The sequence below is a fragment of the Streptomyces sp. NBC_00386 genome (genome assembly GCF_036063235.1).
GTDB lineage: Bacteria > Actinomycetota > Actinomycetes > Streptomycetales > Streptomycetaceae > Streptomyces.
On the sequence record NZ_CP107950.1, the window covers coordinates 8,510,199 to 8,526,883 of the forward strand.

General features: G+C 69.2%; 20 protein-coding genes and 1 pseudogene. 5 read left to right on the plus strand and 16 right to left on the minus strand.

Annotation, left to right across the window (positions count from 1 at the left end):
* Positions 1-142: 142 nt before the first annotated feature.
* Complete coding sequence (locus tag OG780_RS37335; RefSeq protein ID WP_328455719.1) at positions 143-1,300, minus strand: Gfo/Idh/MocA family protein; 1,158 nt, start codon at positions 1,298-1,300, stop codon at positions 143-145.
* 244 nt (positions 1,301-1,544) lie between these two features.
* Complete coding sequence (locus OG780_RS37340) at positions 1,545-2,108, minus strand: PadR family transcriptional regulator (RefSeq protein ID WP_328455721.1); 564 nt, start codon at positions 2,106-2,108, stop codon at positions 1,545-1,547.
* A gap of 82 nt (positions 2,109-2,190) precedes the next feature.
* Here OG780_RS37340 and OG780_RS37345 point away from each other — a divergent pair, with 82 nt between their 5' ends.
* Positions 2,191-2,583 carry a nuclear transport factor 2 family protein gene (locus OG780_RS37345; protein WP_328455723.1) on the plus strand — a complete coding sequence of 131 codons (393 nt, stop codon included), beginning with the start codon at positions 2,191-2,193 and terminating at the stop codon, positions 2,581-2,583.
* Positions 2,584-2,634: 51 nt separating this feature from the next.
* Positions 2,635-3,006 (plus strand): ferredoxin, encoded by a 372-nt coding sequence (locus OG780_RS37350; protein WP_328455725.1) that lies wholly within the window; start codon positions 2,635-2,637, stop codon positions 3,004-3,006.
* Positions 3,007-3,024: 18 nt separating this feature from the next.
* Here the strand turns inward: OG780_RS37350 and OG780_RS37355 are convergent, their stop codons facing one another.
* A complete protein-coding gene (locus tag OG780_RS37355; RefSeq protein WP_328455727.1) occupies positions 3,025-3,612 on the minus strand; it encodes a histidine phosphatase family protein in 588 nt (195 codons plus the stop codon).
* Positions 3,613-3,677: 65 nt separating this feature from the next.
* On the opposite strand from OG780_RS37355, the gene OG780_RS37360 reads away from it, so the two are divergent.
* Together OG780_RS37360 and OG780_RS37365 are read left to right on the plus strand one after the other, a co-directional pair.
* Complete coding sequence (locus tag OG780_RS37360) at positions 3,678-3,860, plus strand: CbtB domain-containing protein (protein ID WP_443062345.1); 183 nt, start codon at positions 3,678-3,680, stop codon at positions 3,858-3,860.
* A 222-nt stretch (positions 3,861-4,082) separates the two neighbouring features.
* Positions 4,083-5,273, plus strand: a complete 1,191-nt coding sequence (locus tag OG780_RS37365; protein ID WP_328455729.1) for an acyl-CoA dehydrogenase family protein — start codon at positions 4,083-4,085, stop codon at positions 5,271-5,273.
* Between the two features lie 26 nt (positions 5,274-5,299).
* On the opposite strand, the gene OG780_RS37370 is transcribed toward OG780_RS37365, so the two are convergent.
* The 5 genes and pseudogenes from OG780_RS37370 to OG780_RS37390 form a co-directional block, all read right to left on the minus strand.
* The gene (locus OG780_RS37370; protein ID WP_328455731.1) at positions 5,300-5,506 is read right to left on the minus strand and encodes a hypothetical protein; all 207 of its coding nucleotides are present in this window, start codon (positions 5,504-5,506) and stop codon (positions 5,300-5,302) included.
* Positions 5,507-5,751: 245 nt separating this feature from the next.
* Positions 5,752-6,359: pseudogene (locus OG780_RS37375) on the minus strand (IS5 family transposase); the annotation flags it as partial.
* A 292-nt stretch (positions 6,360-6,651) separates the two neighbouring features.
* Positions 6,652-7,170, minus strand: coding sequence for a pyridoxamine 5'-phosphate oxidase family protein (locus tag OG780_RS37380; RefSeq protein WP_328458662.1), 519 nt, complete (start codon positions 7,168-7,170; stop codon positions 6,652-6,654).
* A 121-nt stretch (positions 7,171-7,291) separates the two neighbouring features.
* Positions 7,292-8,332 carry a zinc-dependent alcohol dehydrogenase gene (locus tag OG780_RS37385; protein WP_328455732.1) on the minus strand — a complete coding sequence of 347 codons (1,041 nt, stop codon included), beginning with the start codon at positions 8,330-8,332 and terminating at the stop codon, positions 7,292-7,294.
* Positions 8,325-8,762, minus strand: a complete 438-nt coding sequence (locus tag OG780_RS37390) for a tautomerase family protein (RefSeq protein ID WP_328455734.1) — start codon at positions 8,760-8,762, stop codon at positions 8,325-8,327. The genes OG780_RS37385 and OG780_RS37390 overlap by 8 nt, the downstream gene beginning before the upstream one ends.
* Before the next feature lie 78 nt (positions 8,763-8,840).
* On the opposite strand from OG780_RS37390, the gene OG780_RS37395 reads away from it, so the two are divergent.
* Positions 8,841-9,425 carry a TetR/AcrR family transcriptional regulator gene (locus OG780_RS37395; protein WP_328455736.1) on the plus strand — a complete coding sequence of 195 codons (585 nt, stop codon included), beginning with the start codon at positions 8,841-8,843 and terminating at the stop codon, positions 9,423-9,425.
* Between the two features lie 160 nt (positions 9,426-9,585).
* Here the strand turns inward: OG780_RS37395 and OG780_RS37400 are convergent, their stop codons facing one another.
* The 8 genes from OG780_RS37400 to OG780_RS37435 form a co-directional block, all read right to left on the minus strand.
* Positions 9,586-10,236 carry a CoA transferase subunit B gene (locus OG780_RS37400; RefSeq protein ID WP_328455738.1) on the minus strand — a complete coding sequence of 217 codons (651 nt, stop codon included), beginning with the start codon at positions 10,234-10,236 and terminating at the stop codon, positions 9,586-9,588.
* Positions 10,236-10,991 carry a CoA transferase subunit A gene (locus OG780_RS37405; RefSeq protein ID WP_328455740.1) on the minus strand — a complete coding sequence of 252 codons (756 nt, stop codon included), beginning with the start codon at positions 10,989-10,991 and terminating at the stop codon, positions 10,236-10,238. The genes OG780_RS37400 and OG780_RS37405 overlap by 1 nt, the downstream gene beginning before the upstream one ends.
* Positions 10,988-11,779 (minus strand): SDR family NAD(P)-dependent oxidoreductase, encoded by a 792-nt coding sequence (locus OG780_RS37410; protein WP_328455742.1) that lies wholly within the window; start codon positions 11,777-11,779, stop codon positions 10,988-10,990. The genes OG780_RS37405 and OG780_RS37410 overlap by 4 nt, the downstream gene beginning before the upstream one ends.
* Positions 11,776-12,531, minus strand: coding sequence for an SDR family NAD(P)-dependent oxidoreductase (locus OG780_RS37415; RefSeq protein WP_328455744.1), 756 nt, complete (start codon positions 12,529-12,531; stop codon positions 11,776-11,778). The genes OG780_RS37410 and OG780_RS37415 overlap by 4 nt, the downstream gene beginning before the upstream one ends.
* Positions 12,528-13,499 carry a fumarylacetoacetate hydrolase family protein gene (locus OG780_RS37420; protein ID WP_328455746.1) on the minus strand — a complete coding sequence of 324 codons (972 nt, stop codon included), beginning with the start codon at positions 13,497-13,499 and terminating at the stop codon, positions 12,528-12,530. Before OG780_RS37420 ends, OG780_RS37415 begins: the two co-directional genes overlap by 4 nt.
* A 91-nt stretch (positions 13,500-13,590) precedes the next feature.
* Positions 13,591-14,529, minus strand: coding sequence for a VOC family protein (locus OG780_RS37425; RefSeq protein ID WP_328455748.1), 939 nt, complete (start codon positions 14,527-14,529; stop codon positions 13,591-13,593).
* A 12-nt stretch (positions 14,530-14,541) separates the two neighbouring features.
* On the minus strand, positions 14,542-15,546 hold the full coding sequence (locus tag OG780_RS37430) for an amidohydrolase family protein (protein ID WP_328455750.1): 1,005 nt from the start codon (positions 15,544-15,546) through the stop codon (positions 14,542-14,544).
* Entirely contained in the window at positions 15,543-16,673 is a 1,131-nt protein-coding gene (locus OG780_RS37435) for an FAD-dependent oxidoreductase (protein ID WP_328455752.1), read from the minus strand. The genes OG780_RS37430 and OG780_RS37435 overlap by 4 nt, the downstream gene beginning before the upstream one ends.
* Between the last annotated feature and the right edge of the window lie 12 nt (positions 16,674-16,685).

The window sequence follows — 16,685 nt, forward strand, 5'->3', positions numbered from 1 at the left end:
GCGGGTGTATCCGCCGGTCCTGCTCATCTTCCGCAAGGTCGGCGATCGAGCTGCGGCTCCCTATGAAACTCACGTCTGATCCACCGGTGCCGGGCGGATGTACCGAAACGGCCCTGACCCACCCGGTGACGGGCCCGGAGGGCTATGCCTCCAGCGTCACCCACGCCCCCGACGCCGCCGAGCGTGCCATCGCGTCCAGCGCCGTCGCGCTGCGGACCGCGTCGACCAGCGTGGCGCCGTACGGTCTGTTGTCGGCGATGGAGCGCAGGAAGGTGTGCGCCTCGATGACCTTGAGGTCGTCGTAGCCCATGCTGTTCGCCGCCCCCGGCTGGAAGGCGGCGTAGTCACCGGCTCCCGGACCGACGTACACGGTGCTGACCGGCTGGTCCTGGTACGAGGTGCCCCGGCTGACGCCGAGCTCGCCCATCCGGCGGAAGTCCCAGAACACCGCGCCCTTCGTGCCGTGGATCTCGAACCCGTAGCTGTTCTGCTCGCCCACCGAGACCCGGCACGCCTCCAGGACGCCGCGCGCGCCGGAGACGAAGCGCAGCAGGCAGTTGACGTAGTCCTCGTTCTCCACGGGCGTCGGCTCGCCGCCCGCAGCGCGCGCGTGCCCCGCGGTCGCGCCGGCCGGCCGGGCCCGCACCGGCACGAAGACCGCCGTGTCCGCCGCCAGCGCCTCGATCTCGCCCAGCAGGAAACGTGCCAGGTCGACGCCGTGCGAGGCCAGGTCGCCGAGGACACCACTGCCGCCGCGCTCCCGCTCGTAGCGCCAGGTCAACGCGCCCTCCGGATGGGCCGCGTAGTCGCTGAAGAGACGGATGCGCACGTGGGTCACGTCCCCGATGCCGCCGGAGGCGATCAGCTCGCGGGCCGCCACGACCGCGGGGGCGCCCCGGTAGTTGAAGCCGACCGTGCCCCGGACCCCGGCCTCGGCCACCGCGCCCGACACCGCCCGGGCGTCGTCGGCGGTCAGCCCCACCGGCTTCTCGATCCAGATGTGCTTGCCGGCCTCGGCCATGGCCACACCGATCTCACGGTGCAGGAAGTTCGGCGCGGTGATGCTCACGGCCTCCACACGTGGATCGGCGGCGATCTCCCGCCAGTCACGTACGGCGCCGGCGAAGCCGTACCGAGCGGCGGCCTCCTCGGCACGGCCGGGTACCTCGTCGGCGACGGCGATCGGTTCGGGACGCAGGGTGAGCCGCGGGAAGTGATGGAGTACGCGGGCGTACGCCTGCGTGTGCACCCGTCCCATCCAGCCGAACCCCACGACAGCGACACCGAGCGCACGCACCACGATCGCCCTCCTTCGAACCGAACCGCACCGGAACCATCCCGCACCGAACCGTGTGCCGGAACCATCCCGCACCGGAACCATCGCGAACCGAACCGGGCCTATCCGTACCGATCCAGACCTACCCGCGCCAATCCGGACCCACCCACACCGAACGGGACCGAACCAAACCGAATCGGACTGGACCGGAACGAGATCAAACTGGTCCGGTCCGGCCCGCGATCAGGCTGGTGCGATGAGGCCCCGCTCAGCCTGCGGCCGACGCCCGCCGTTCCAGAACCCGCAGGGCCCGCTCCGCCCACTCGATGATCGCCTGCTCGAAGGCGCGTCCCCCCAGGAGAGTGAGATACGGGCCGACGCGCTCCGCCCCGGCGAGGTACTCGTCCTCGGTGCGCCCGTCGAGCAGGCGGGCGCCGATCCGCTCGTAGTGCGCCAGCTTGGCGCGTGACCACTCCAGCCGCTCGGCGATCGCCACCCGGACGGCGTCGGCGTCCCCCATGTCGAGTGCGTACACCTTCACCATCAGCTCGTCGCGGATCGCGGTGGGTTTCGCGGGCTCGGAGGTGAAGGAGGCCAGCGCTTCGAGCCCCGCCTCGGTCAGCGAGAAGACCCGCTTGTTGGGTCGCCGTTCCTGCTGCACGAGCCGGGCCTCGATGAGCCCCTCGGACTCCATCCGGTCGAGTTCCCGGTACAGCTGCTGCGGTGTCGCCATCCAGAAGTTGGCCACCGAGGCGTCGAACCCCTTGGCCAGGTCGTAGCCCGACGCCTCGCCCTCCAGGAGTGAGGCCAGTACCGCGTTGCGCAATGCCATCCCGCAAGGCTAGACGGCCTCCGTCCACAGGACTAATCTTATCCGCACCTAATCAATTAATTGAGTATGAGAGGTGGTCGCAATGAACTCCTTCCGCAAGGCCGTGGAGGCCGGAGACCTCGGCGCGGTCGAGGAGCTGCTGGCCGACGACGTCGTGTTCACCAGCCCCGTCGCCTTCAAGCCGTACCCGGGCAAGCCGATCACCGCCGCCATCCTGCGCGGCGTCTGGCGCGTCTTCAGCGACTTCCGCTACGTCCGTGAGATCGCCGGGGCCGACGGCCGTGACCACGCGCTGGTCTTCACGGCCAAGGTCGGCGACAAGGAGATCAACGGCTGCGACTTCCTGCACTTCGACGAGGACGGACGCATCGACGAACTCATGGTGATGGTGCGCCCGTTGTCGGCGGCGCAGGCGCTCTCCGAGGCCATGGGGGCGCAGTTCGAGCAGATCTCCCGGGAGGCGGCCGGCGCGTGAGGGTCCGGATTCGCGCTGTTTGAACCGACTTCCTCCGGCTACCCGGCTGTTGTGACGACGACTTCACAGCAGGAGCTCTTCCAGTTCTTGGAGGACCGCTTCGAGTGTGCCCGGGCCTGTGCCGAATGCGCCAGGAGCTCCGCGCTGCGCGCGAGCCTCATGGATCCCGACGGGCCGAAGAAGCAGGAGGCCGCGCGGCGTTCGGGCATCCTGTGCGCGGAGGTGTGCGAGGCGACCTGTCATGTGCTGTCCCGTCACCCGGGTCGGAACGAACGGGATGTCCGCGCTCAGCTGGAGTGGTGCAGGGACGTATGCCTGGAGTGCGCGGAGGCCTTCGACGCATGCTCCGGGGCGGAGGCCGCCGCGCGGAAATGCCGTGAATGCGCCCGGTCGTGCACGGACTTCATCGCCACGCTGCGCTGAGTCCGTACGCCGCCCGGGTCAGGCCCGTCCGGCGAGCGGGCGTCCGGCGCGGAGGTTCCAGCGCCCCGCGCGCCCGCTCAACTCCGTGACGGTGAGCGGCGGTACGTCCACGCGCCAGAACGCCGGCTCAGGTGCCCCCAACGCCCGTACCACCAGGGCCCGTACGACCTCGGGTTCCACCACGGCGACGGTTCGGCCGTCGAGAGCCGCCGCCGCGTCGAGGCGTTCCGCCACCCGGTCGCAGAACGCCCGCACCGACTCGCCGTCGTGCGGCGCCGACGCGGGATCGGCGAGCCAGCGCGCCACCGCCTCCGGCTCCTTCGCGCTCACCTCGGCCAGCGTCGCCCCGCGCCAGCGGCCCACATCGAGAGGGGCCAACTCCGCTGCCTCGAAGCCTCTTTCGAGCCCGAGCGCCTCAGCGGTCTGCCGGCACCGCACGGTGGGGGAGACCCACAGCCGCCCGCCCGCCGGAACGGCACCCGCGTCGGCCGCCGACCGGGCGGCCCGCAGGCCCGACGCGTCCACCGGACTACTACCGTCGTCGAAGCGGGCCTCGCGCAGCGCCTCGCCGATCGCCGCGGAGATCAAGAACACTCGGCTGGTCATGCCATCACTCTCGTGTGTCGTGGACCCGGCCCGTGCTGTACGGGTCGAGTTCGTGCTGTACGGGCCTGGCTCGTACGTCGTGGACCGTGACCGGAGCCGAACCCCCGGCTCGGCGGGGCGGTCGCCTCCTGCTGGTCCTGCTCCACCTCGTCGGCGCCGAACAGGGCGCCACCTTCCTCGTCTCCGGCGAGAACGTCCATGAATGGGTCCGCGACGCCCGTCACCTGCTCGGTTTCCCCTGCCACTGACGGCGACGGGGAACGTACGAGCCACGATATTCCGCGACGGCCGGGGAATCCGGCCCGCACGAGGGGGCGGTGCCCGGACGACCGGGCACCGCCCCCTCGCATGAGCAGGCGCGCCCGCCCACGCACCGCCGACCCGGCGTCCGCGTCATCGGCATTCCCAATTTTTGAAACACGTTCTACGGTGTGCGCCGTCAGGTCGGGCCCGGGGAGGCAGGAGGCGCCGTGCATCTCGAATACACGCCGGAGCAGCAGCGGTTACGGACCGAACTTCGTCTCTACTTCGCCGAGTTGGTTCCGGACAACGCGTACGCGCGCTACGGGGATCCGGCGGCGCAGAAGCGCTTCTACCGGGAGACGATCCGACGGCTCGGCGCGGACGGCTGGCTCGGGGTCGGCTGGCCCAAGGAGTACGGCGGGCGGGGCCTGAGCCCGATGGAACAGTTCATCTTCTTCGACGAGGCGGCCCAGGCCGGGGTGCCGCTTCCGCTGATGGCCCTCAACACCGTCGGACCGACGATCATGCGGTTCGGTACGGAGGAGCAGAAGTCGTACTTCCTGCCGAAGATCCTCTCCGGCGAGATCGACTTCGCGATCGGCTACAGCGAGCCCGGTGCCGGGACGGACCTCGCCGCGCTCCGGACCAGGGCCGTGCGGGAGGGCGACGAGGAGACCGGCCACTACACGGTCGACGGCCAGAAGATCTGGACGACCAACGGCGACACGGCCGACTGGGTGTGGCTCGCGGTCCGCACCGATCCGGACGCCCCGCCCCACAAGGGCATCACCATGCTCCTCGTACCGACCTCCGACCCCGGCTACTCGTGCACCATCATCAACACGCTCGCCTCGCACGACACCACCGCCAGCTACTACGAGAACATCCGGGTCCCCGCCACACGCCGGGTCGGCGAGGAGAACAAGGGCTGGCGGCTGATCACCAACCAGCTCAACCACGAGCGCGTCACCCTCGCCGCGCACGGCACCATGGCCATCCGCGCCCTGCACGACGTCCAGCGCTGGGCGATGGAGACCAAACTCGCCGACGGCCGCCGCGTCGTCGACCTGCCCTGGGTGCGCCGCCTCCTCGCCCGTACGCACACCAAACTCGACGCCATGAAACTCCTCAACTGGCGGATGGTGAACGCCGTCCAGGAGGGCACGCTCACCCCGCAGGACGCCTCCGCGGTCAAGGTGTACGGCTCCGAGGCGCGCCGGGACGCGTACGCCTGGCTGATGGAGATCGTCGCCGCCCCCGGTGTCCTCAAGGAGGGCTCCGCCGGCGCCGTCCTGCACGGCGAACTAGAACGCGGCTACCGATCGGCCGTGATCTTCACCTTCGGCGGCGGCAACAACGAGATCCAGCGGGAGATCATCTCGTGGATCGGCCTGGGGATGCCCCGGGTGCGGCGCTAGCGCGATGTGACCACAGACGTTAGTTGTCACATACCGAGGATAGTTGGCACCATGATCAATTGAGCTCTCCGGTGCGTTCCAGGCCTCGCCGGTCGGGTCTCGATGCCCACCTTGATCTGCAAGTGAGTCGCGCCGATCTCGCGCAGCAGTCGGTGGTGGTGCTCCACCAAGTGTTTGGAGACGTCGATGTGGAGCGGGTTCAGTTCCGTGCTTAGGGCTTCGCGGTCGGTCATGATGGCGTCCCGCCGAGTGATCAAAGCAGCGGAATCCGCAGGTACGGGGACAGTGGCTCCGCCGCGGACGGGTGCCTCAGCAGGGCGCCTCGTGGACCGCCGCGTCTGCGGAGATCGTCAGCGGCCTCGTACCGGAATCCGCAACGCTGGATCGCCCACACCACGATGCGGGACACGACCCGGTCATCTCTAGCAGACTGCTCGGCTCTGGTTCGAGGCGGCGTTCGTATCTGTAACACCGTGTCCTACATGGTCAGTTTGAGGAAGCGCTTGTAGCAGCAGATGGCGGCGGCGAGACCAAGGAAGGCCGGGTAGCTGCGGGGATGGTGCTCGTAACGAGGGGACAGGCGGCGGTATCCGGTGAACCAGGAGATCGTGCGCTCGATGACCCACCGCCGGCGGCCCAGGCGCTCGCTTGAGTCGATTCCCTTGCGCGCGATGCGGACGCCAACGTGCCGGCTGTGTAGCCATCTCCTCAGGTCAGGGAGGTCGTAGGCCTTGTCGGCGTGGAGTCGCTCGGGCTTGGAATGCTCGCTGTGGGATCCGTGTCCTACGTGGAAATGGGCGACCATCGGCTTCAGTCCGAGGCTGTCGTGAGTGTTCCCTGCGGAGAGGCCGACGCGTAGAGGCAGTCCGTTCGCGTCGGACAGGGCATGCGTCTTGGAACCCGGCTTGCCCCGGTCCACGGGAGACGGGCCTGCAAGTTCGCCCCTTTTTTAGAGTGGACATGAGCGGAGTCCAGTACCGCCCGGGACAGGTCGACCAGCCCCTGGCCGACGAGCATCTCGAGCACTTTCTGGTGCAGCCGTCCCCAGACGCCGGCTCGCGACCAGATCAGGAACCGGCGGTGCAGCAGACCCGATTGAACGGCATGTCCTGCGGATGGTGACGAGTCCCAGGGCCATTGATCGTCCTCACGGAATGTGTGCCAGAACCCAGTGGTGAAGTCGCTTGTCGATGGGTTTGGGAGGCGCCCCGTTCCCCGGATGGGTGATGTTGACGAGTTTGGGAGGTGCTGGGGTTCTTGCCAGAGCAGCATCGGGATACTCGTGGTGAAAGGTCCTGGTCATGCCGCGGATGTCGAAGGTCGAGCTGTACGCGGCGATGCGGCGTGACCACCGCGGCGGCATGTCGAAGGATCCCGGCTACGTGTCCGCCCGGGTCCAGAACTGACGCGGCGCGAACCCCTCGCGCCGCAGCCAGTGCTCGGTATAGACGATCCGCTCGGCCTCGATCACGACGAGCGGACCAGACGGCGGTTCGTCGAGAGAGCGCGACCGCTCGACATGGTCGGACTGCCAGCGGAAAGCTGGCCAGTAGTGCTCGAAGTCCGCGTCGGCCTCGGACAGTACGCGAGCCTGACCGAAGAGCTGGGCACCTCGGCTGCTGGCCTGCCCGACCAGCGGAGCGAATATCCCTACCGACACCCGGGGATCCGCGGCAAGATTCCTCATCTTCGGCGAACCAGCGGCCGTGGAGAACATCACCGCGAAGTCGAGGTGGAAGTACCGCACCGGCGTCGCGAGCGGCCCTTCCGATCCTGCCGTCGCGATCACGCACATGTTCTGCGACGACAGCAGGTTGAGTATGCGCTCTTCCAGACGCTTGCGATCGAGCCGCTTCTTCGGTGACGGGCCGGCCAGCCACGGATTAGTCACAGGCATGATCAAGCATCCCATGCTCCCGTCCCCAGGTTCCCAGGGGTCGGACAGCCACGACCGTCGACAGTGCCGTCAAAACTCGTCGACATCTCCTCAGCCGTCGATCACCAACCGCCGCTGGAAGTCATCGACAAACGCTGTCGCTTGAAGTCGACGAAGCCAAGCGGCGGACGAAGACGGGCTTGAGGTGCTTCTCGGGCAGGGCGTCGGGGAGTTGTTCCCAGTCGAGGACGTGGGAGACGACTCGAGCGGGGTCGACGGTGCCGGAGGCGGCGAGGTCGAGGGCGTCGGGGATGTGGGCGCGAACGTTGTCGCGGGCGATGCGCAGGGTGACGCCGGTGAGGTACATGTCGAGGAGTGGCAGTTCGCCGGGGCGGAAGTGGTTGCCGGCCGATTCGCAGATGCCTTCGGGCGCGAGTGACTTCACGGCGAGGGTGAGCTGGTCGACGCGCCCGGTTGCCTCGACGGCGAGGTCGAAGCCGTGGCGGATTGCTTCGATCGATTCGGCGGTGCGGGCGCCGAAGCCCTCGGCGAGCTTGCGGTGCTCCGCGTCGGGGTCGACGTAGAGAACGTCGGAGGCGCCGAGGGCGCGGGCGATGTCGCAGACGTACAGGCCGATGCTCCCACGGGCGACGACCAGGACCCGGGCGCCGGGGCGGGCCTTGAGGTGGGGCGCGACCAGGCGCCAGGACAGCGACCAGTTGTCGCTCGCCGAGGCCATCGCGACCGGGTCGAGACCGGCGGGCAGGGGCACCAGCATGGCGTCCGCGTACGGGACGCGGACCAGGTCGGAGAAGAGGCCGCCCCAGCTGCCGCCGATCGGCGCGCCGTACATGGCCATGTGCGGAACCGAGGTGCAGTGGGCGGTGAGTCCGTTGCGGCAGTGGTCGCAGGTGCCGCAGCTGATGGACCAGGGCACGACGACGAGGTCGCCGGGGGCCACGGTGGTTACCGCGTCGCCGATGTCGGTGACGCGGGCGATGCACTCGTGGCCGAGGGCGAACGGCGGATCGATGAAGCCGTGCCCGGCCAAGATTGCCGAGTCCACGTCGCAGGAGGTCGCGGCGATCGGCGCGACGATCGCCTCCTGGTCGGACTGGAGCTCGGGGTCCGGGGCCTCGCGCCATTCGACCGTGCGGCGGGCGACGTATGTCAGCTCACGCATCCGCCTGCTCCTTGTTCTGCCGCGCCAGAGCGACCAAGTCGGCGTAGCGGATGACGGAGCCGCCCGCGCCCCAGGTTCCGTCCTGCTGCTCATGCACGAGCACCCACACTCGCAGCGCGTCGTCGGGGGAGAGGCCGGCGGCTGACAGAACGGTCTTCGTTGCGTCCTGGACCAGGCCGGCCTTGCGCCGCTCGGACAACGCCCCCTGCGGCACCGTCACCTCCACCAGGAAGCGGGGAGCGTCGTCCTCGGCGGTCCCTTGGGCGCGTTCGGGCAGCTCGACGAGGTAGCTCCACGCCTGGGCGCGGAAGAAGGCGGTGTCGGGCGCGCCCTCCCAGCGCAGCAGCACGGCCGCAAGGTCGCGCTGAACGGTGGTGCGGCCCTCTTTGGTGAGGGCTCCGGCAGGCACGGTCAACCGGATCATGGGCATGGCAGCTCCTATGACGATCGTTATAGACCTGGGTCACGGTAGACTATGACGATCGTTATAGCGAGAGGGGAGTGCGAGATGGCCAAAGGCGGTACGCCGTCCCGTGAGCGGATCGTGGCCGGTGCCGCGGACATGATCAGTCGGCGCGGCCTGAGTGCGACGAGCATCCGGGAGATGGCCAAGCACGCCGAGGCGCCGCTCGGCTCGACGTACCACTACTTCCCCGAGGGCAAGCAGCAACTGGCCGCCGAGGCGGTCCGCTTCACGGGCGAGTGGGTCGCGCGGAGGCTGCGCAAGGAGCTGGAACCCGGGCCGGCGGCGGGGCTGCGGGCGTTTCTGGACCTGTGGCGGAGGATCGTCGTCGAGAGCGACTTCCATGCCGGCTGCCCCGTTCTGGCCGTAGCCATCGAGGAGCCCCCGGCCGACGAGGTGCCGCCCGCCCTGGTGGCCGCCGCTGAGGTGTTCGAGCAGTGGGAGAGCTTGCTGGCCGCATCGCTGCGGGAGCACGGCGCCGGGGCCGAGCGGGCTGCGCAGCTCGCCACGCTCATCGTCGCCGCCGTCGAGGGGACGGTGGCGATGTGCCGCGCCAAGCGCAGCACTCAGCCCCTCGATCAGGCCGCCGAACAGCTTCAGGCCCTCATCGCCACCGCAACCAGGGACTGAGCCGAGCCGGGCCCGGCCGACCGGTCTTTCGCCGGGTCGGCCCTCGCTACCAGGAAGGCGGGCGGGAGGAACGAAGGAGTGGGGGACTTTGGCAACGCCGTGATTTCACGGCGTGACGTCGTCCATGAGCCAGGAGACGATGGAGACGACGCGGCGCGGGTCAGCAGACAGCGGTGGTGCTGTCCACGCGGAGGGGAGCATTCGTGCGGGCAGTGATGTCCTCGATCGTGACGCCGGGGGCGGTTTCGACGAGGGCGAGGCCGTCTGGGGTGATGTCGAGGACACCGAGGTCGGTGATGACGCGGTGCACGCACTGTTCTCCTGTGAGCGGGAGGGTGCATTCTTTGAGGATCTTGGGACTGCCGTCCTTGGCGGTGTGTTCCATGAGGACGATGACCCGGCGGGCGCCGTGGACGAGGTCCATGGCTCCGCCCATGCCCTTGACCATCTTGCCGGGGATCATCCAGTTGGCGAGGTCGCCCCGCGCCGAGATCTGCATGGCACCCAGTACGGCTGTGTCGATGTGTCCGCCTCGGATCATGCCGAAGGAGAGGGCGGAGTCGAAGAAGCTTGCGCCGGGCAGGACGGTGACGGTCTCCTTGCCCGCGTTGATGAGGTCGGGATCGACCTCCGTTTCCGTGGGGTAGGGGCCCGTACCGAGGATGCCGTTCTCGGAGTGCAGGACCACGTGCACGCCGGTCGGCAGCTGACCGGGGATCAGTGTCGGCAGGCCGATGCCCAGGTTGACGTAGGAGCCGTCGGTGAGTTCGGCGGCGGCGCGGGCGGCCATCTGGTCGCGGGTCCAGGCCATCAGGAACGTACCGTCCTCTTCTCGATCTTCTTGTCGGCGGCTTCCTCGGCAGTGAGCGCCACGATCCGCTGGACGTAGATGCCGGGCAGGTGGATTTCGTCGGGGCGCAGCTCGCCCGGCTCGGCGAGTTCCTCGACCTCGGCGATCGTGATGCGGCCGGCCATCGCGGCCAGCGGGTTGAAGTTGGCTGCGGCTTTCCGGAAGACGAGGTTGCCGTGGCGGTCGCCGCGCCAGGCCCGTACGAGGGCGAAGTCGGTGATGATGCCGTGTTCCAGGACGTGTGTGCGGCCCCCGAAGTCGCGGGTCTCCTTGGGCGGGGAGGCCACGGCGACCGAGCCATCGGGCCCATACCGCCAGGGCAGTCCGCCCTGGGCGACCTGCGTACCGACACCTGCTGGGGTGTAGAAGGCCGGAATACCGGCGCCGCCGGCCCGCAGGCGCTCGGCCAGAGTGCCCTGGGGCACCAGTTCGACCTCGAGTTCTCCGGACAGGTATTGCCGGGCGAACTCTTTGTTCTCACCCACATAGGAACCGGTGACTCGGCTGATGCGGCTCGCGGCGAGGAGAACGCCGAGGCCGCGGTCGTCGACGCCGCAGTTGTTGGAGATGACCTTCAGACCGCTCGTGCCGTGCGCGTGCAGGGCGCGGATGAGGGCTTCGGGTACGCCACTGAGTCCGAAGCCGCCGACGGCCAGCGAGGCGCCGTCGGGTATGTCGGCGACCGCTTCAGTGGCGCTCGCTCGGACCTTGTTCATGCTGAGGGAGTCCTTTCAGGGCTCGCGCCGGGCAGGACGGCGGACCAGCCGCCGTCGAGGACGAGGTTGGCTCCCGTGATGTGGGCGGCTTCGTCAGAGGCGAGGAAGACGGCGGCGTCGACGACGTCGTCGGGGCGTCCAGCGCGGCCGAGCGGGATACGGCGGGCGATGGCGCGCATCGGGTGGTCTTCGCAGAGGAGAGTGGTCCGGGAACCGGCAGTGCCGATTGCGCCAGGGCTGACACAGTTCGCGCGGATACCGTACGGGGCGCCTTCAGCGGCGAGTCGGCGGGTCAGTGCGATGACGGCGCCCCGGGAGGCGGAGTGCGCGGTTGTCCGGTTGGTGAGCGAGCCGGTGAGTCCTGCGGTGGAGCCGATGGTGAGAATGCAGCCGCGGCTGCGCTGCAGGTGCGGCCAGGCGGATCGGACGGTCAGCCATACCGGGTCCAGCTCAGCCCGCATGGTGAAGGCGAAGTCTTTGCAGGGCTGACTGTTGACCGGTCCGAAGCGATCGGCTCCGGCGTAGATGATGTCGATGCCGCCGAAGGCGTCCACGGCTTCGTGGACCCAGGAGGAGACGGACTGCTCGTCGGTGATGTTCAGGGGGCCGGGGGTCAGGGCGGTTCCGCCTTCGCGGGCGATGAGCTGCTGTGTCTCGAGTGCCTGCTCGTGCAGCAGGTCGCCTCCCACGACGAGCGCGCCCTCGGCCGCGAAACGCAGTGCTGCGGCCCGGCCCTGACCGCTGGCGGTCCCGGAGATCAAGGCCACCTTGCCGTCGAGTCGCCTCACGCGCCGGCCTCCCCAAGGAGGGCGTCCGACACGGACTTCACGCCGCCGTGCGCGGTCAGGCCGCCGTCGACGGCGATCTCCGCGCCGGTGATGAAGGAGGATTCGTTCGACAGGAGGAAGACGACCAGCGGGGCCACCTCGGCCGCGGTGCCCGTGCGCCCGAGCGGGGTCTCGCGGATGTTGGCTTCACGGAATGCCGGTGCGGCGGAGGCGGTCATCTCGGTCTCGATGTAGCCGGGGTGGATCGTGTTGACGCGGATGCCGCGTGGGCCGAGTTCCGTGGCCGCAGTCTTCGACAGGCCGCGCAGGGCCCATTTGCTGGTCGTGTAGGCGACCGGATAGTGAGCGGTGAGGGCCGCCGAGGATCCGACGTTCACGATCGATGAGCCGGGCGGCATGAGCGGGGCGAGGTGCTGAATGCCGAGCAGCGGGCCGCCCACGTTGACCGTGTGGACACGTGCCAGGTCTTCGGGGCGCACGTCGCCGACGCGGGCCCGCCAGGTGATGCCGGCGTTGTTCACCAGACCGTGGACCTGCCCGTACGCCTCCTTGAGCTCGGCCGCCAGTTCCGCCCAGTCCTTCTCACTGGTGACGTCGAGGCGACGACAATCCTCGGCGGATGCGACGTCGGTGGCGATGACGCGCGCTCCCTCCCGCACCAGTGCCTCGGCCTCGGCGGCCCCTTGGCCCCGGGCCGCTCCGGTGACCACGACGACCTTGCCGAGCAGCCTTTTGGGGTGCAGGTCGCTCACGGCCTCTCCCGGGAGCGGCGCCGGCCGAAGGGAAGGGCGATGAGTTCAGGGCCGGGGGCGACGGTGTTGGACACGGTGCCGATGCCCTCGACCGTGAGCGTGACGGTGTCGCCGGGCTTGAGCGGCGGCGGGGTCTGTTCTCCGCGTACGCCCCACAGTTCGGCGAGGCAGCCGCCGTTTCCGCAGGTGCCGGAGCCGAGCACGTCGCCCGGGACGACCCGGGTGCCGCGGGAGGCGTACGCGACCATTTCCTCGAACGTCCAGCTCATGTTGGACAGCAGATCCCTGCCGACGACCTTGCCGTTGACTTCAGCAGTGAGGGCCAGCCTCAGGAAGCCGTCGTCGTCCCGATGCCGCTCGAGCTCGTCGGCGGTGACCAGGTACGGGCCGAGGGTGGTGGCGGTGTCCTTTCCCTTGCACGGGCCGAGACCCACCTTCATCTCGGCGGACTGAAGGTCCCGTGCGGACCAGTCGTTGAAGACCGTGTAGCCGATGATGTGCTCGCGTGCCTGGTCGGGAGTGAGGTCGCGGCCTTCGCGGCCGATGACCGCGGCAACCTCCAGCTCGAAGTCCAGGACGGCGGAGCCCGGCGGCACCGGAATGTCGTCGCCGGACGCGTAGATCGCGTGCGGGTTGGTGAAGTAGAAGGTGGGCGCGGTGTACCACTGTTCGGGCACGCCGCCTGTTCCCTCCACCGAGCGGCGTACGCCTTCGACATGCTCCTCGAACGTGACGAAGTCCCGCACGGAGGTGGGCCGAAGCGGCGGCAGCAGGCGTACCTGGGAGACGTGCGGTCCGGCCGGGACGTCGAGGGTGGCGGCACCGAGATCGAGGAGTGTGGGGAGACCGTCCCCGGCGCTGATGACCTCGGTCAACGAGCGGAGGCCGGGCACGGGATACAGCACGCCATCGGCGTCGACCACGGCGACGCGGGGTTGATGCTGGTGTTCGTAGGTGGCGAAGCGCATGAGCAGCTCCTGGCTGGGGCTGGGCCCGAGGCGCGGCGCCGTGTGTCAGGGCAGGTGACAGGCTGCCGCGCCCCGGGAGTTCGGAGAGGGATCAGACCGGCGGGGCGACGAAGCAGCCGCGGTCGGGGTCGTTGAAGGACTCCTTGGCGACGAGCTCGTTCATCGGGTTGGCGGTGCCCCACTGGTCGGTGACCTCGGGCTGGGAGAAGTCGTAGACGTGCGGGTGCCAGGTGTCCTCGTCCAGGCATTCCAGCTCGGTCGTGTACTCGACGGTGTTGCCGTGCGGGTCGAGGAAGTACGTGAAGGTGTTGTCGCCGGCCATGTGGCGGCCGGGGCCCCAGATCTTCTTGAAGCCGGCCCGGATCACACGGCCGGAGCCACGCATGTACTCGTCGATGCCGCGCATTTCGAACGACACGTGGTGCAGGGAGGCGTGCGGTCCCTTCGCCAGTGCCATCGAGTGGTGCTGGTTGGAGATCCGCATGAAGTGCATGACCTCGCCCATGTGCGGCGAGCTCAGGGTGTCGGAGAGCCGGAAGCCGAGGTGCTGCTCGTACCACTCCTTCGTCCGGTCCAGATCCGGGGAGTTGAGCACGACGTGGGACAGCTTGACCGGGATCGACTCCTTCTCCTCGATCTTGCGGTGCTGCCGTACCGCCACGTCGGCAGAGACCTCGATGGTCCGGCCGTCCACGTCGAAGAAGCGGAAGCCGTAACCGCCGCCGGGTGTGTCCACCTTGCCCGGTTGCGTGATCAACCGCACGCCACCGGAGAGGAGTTGTTCGGCGAGAGTGTCCACGTCAGCCGGCGAAGCGGCACCGTAGGAGACGAGGTCGAGGCGCTTCTCCTCGGCCTTGCGCAGCCTGATGACGTACTGCTCGGGGGAGCCCTCGGCAGCGAGGAAGGAGATCCCGGAGTCCTCGGCGACCTTGGTCAGACCCCAGACACCCGCGTAGAAGTCGAGCTGCTTGTCGTAGTCGGGCACGGCCAGGTCGACGTGCCGCAGATGGGTGAGCAGGCGTGCGCTCATGAGGGTTCCTCCTCAGGACAGGGTCAGGTTGAGCAGGGCGGAGGCGGTACCGCCCCGGATGGCCTCGAAGTCGGCCTCGGAGACACGTGCGGCGCGCAGAGCGCCCACGGGGTCCTTCGTGCCCATGTCGAAGGGGAAGTCGGAGCCGAGCAGGACACGGTCGGGCCCGGCGACCCGGATCAGCTCCCGCAGGACGGACGGGTCGTGGACGAGGGAGTCGAAGTACAGGCGCTTCAGATAGCTGCTGGGCGGATGAGCGCAGCCGGCGGCCGCGTCGGTGCGGGCGGACCAGGCGTGGTCGGAGCGGCCGATGTGAGTCGGCAGGTAGCCACCGCCGTGGGCGGCGATCACCTTCAGCCCCGGGTGACGGTCGAGCACTCCCGAGAAGATCAGGTGCGACAGTGCCACGGCGTTCTCCGTGGGCTGGCCCACGGTGTTGGACAGGTACCACTGGTCCAGGCGCTCGTCCAGCGTGCATCCGAAGGGGTGCAGGAAGATGACGGCGCCGGTCTCCTCCGCTCGCGACCAGAACGGCTCGTAGGCCGGGTCGGACAGTTCCAGGCCCGGAGCGTGGCTCGAGATCTCCACCCCGGCCAGGCCCTGCTCCAGCGCGTGATCGAGCGCCCCCACTGTGTGGTCCGGGTGCTGGAGCGGTACCAACCCGAGGCCGCGCAGCCTGTGCGGAGCGGCTGAACAGTGCCTGGCTGTTGCCTCGTTGGCCAACCGGTACAGCTTCTCGGCTGTCTCCTCGTCCGTCCAGTAGTGGTAGTGCGAGGGTGAGGGGCTGACGAGCTGGACGTCCACGCCCTGTGCGTCCATCGCGGCCAGCCGTGCGGCCGGGTCGGTGAGCTGCGGGATGCGCTCGCGCACCATGGGGCCGCTGACCGCGAGGGCCGCGGGGCCGTTGCGCCGGGCATCCAGCGCTCTCGCCATCGCCAGTCCGGGCAGGCCGTCGACGAGGGACTCGACTTCGGGCAGCAGCACGTGAGCGTGGACGTCGACGGTCGGTGAGGTCACGGCAGCTCCCTGAGCATCGTCATCGTGCGGCCCATCAGACCGGGTACGTCCGCGTCGCGTACGCCGTCGAGCTGCCACTGCCCGATCTGCACGGACGCCTCGACCACCGGACGGACGCGGGTGATACGCCGGTCGTAGTACGCCTGGAAGAGCGCGTCGTCCCAGACTTCGGCGCTGGTCAGCAGACGCGAGAGCACCCACGCGTCTTCCAGGGACAGGGCGGCGCCCTGCGCGAGAGTGGGCGGACAGCAGTGGGCGGCGTCACCGACCAGGACCACACGGCCCCGGTGCCAGGAGCCCTCGACCAGCATCCGGTCGAACCAGGTGTAGTTGACCTTCGCCGGATCGGTGATGTGCTCGGTGATCTCCGGCCAGAATCCCCCGTAGGCGGCGGCGAGGCCGCGCATCTCGTCGGCGTAGGACTCCGGCGGGATCGACGCCCGGTCGCGATTGGCCTCGACCACGTAGGCGTAGATCGTGGTGTCGCTCGTCGGACAGTAACCGGCGATGTAGGCCGGACCGCCGTAGGCGAGATCCGTGCGGGTGACGCCGGCCGGCCGGGGGACGGCGACGCGCCAGATGGCCATGCCGGTGGGTTCCGGCTTGGCGGTGATCCCGATGGCCGCGCGGGTGGTGGAACCCAGTCCGTCGGCGGCGATCACCAGGTCGTAGCGGCCCTCGCTGCCGTCGGTGAAGCGCGCGTTCACCCCTGTGCCGTCCTGCTCCAACTGCTCGACCCGGGTGCCGAGGCGCACCGATGCGCCGCTGGCACGGACGGCGTCGATCAGGATGCGCTGCAGCCGGGGGCGCTGCATGCCGACGGTGGCGGGCAGGTCGTCGCCGCCGGTTCGAATGTCGCGTGCGACATGCAGGACCGTTCCGTCGGGAGCGGTGATGCCGACGGATCCGAAACCGAAACCGGACGCACTGACCTCCTCCCACACGCCCAGTTCGCGCAGCACACGCAAGGCGTTGCCCTGCAGGGTGATGCCTGAACCGGCGGTGGCGTTCCAGTCGTCCCTCGCCTCGATCAGGTCGACGGTCAGACCGGCCCGGCGCAGCAGAATGGTCATGGCGTTTCCGGCAGCGCCACCACCGATCACCAGGACCGTGCGGGCTGTGCTCATGGAGGACTCCCT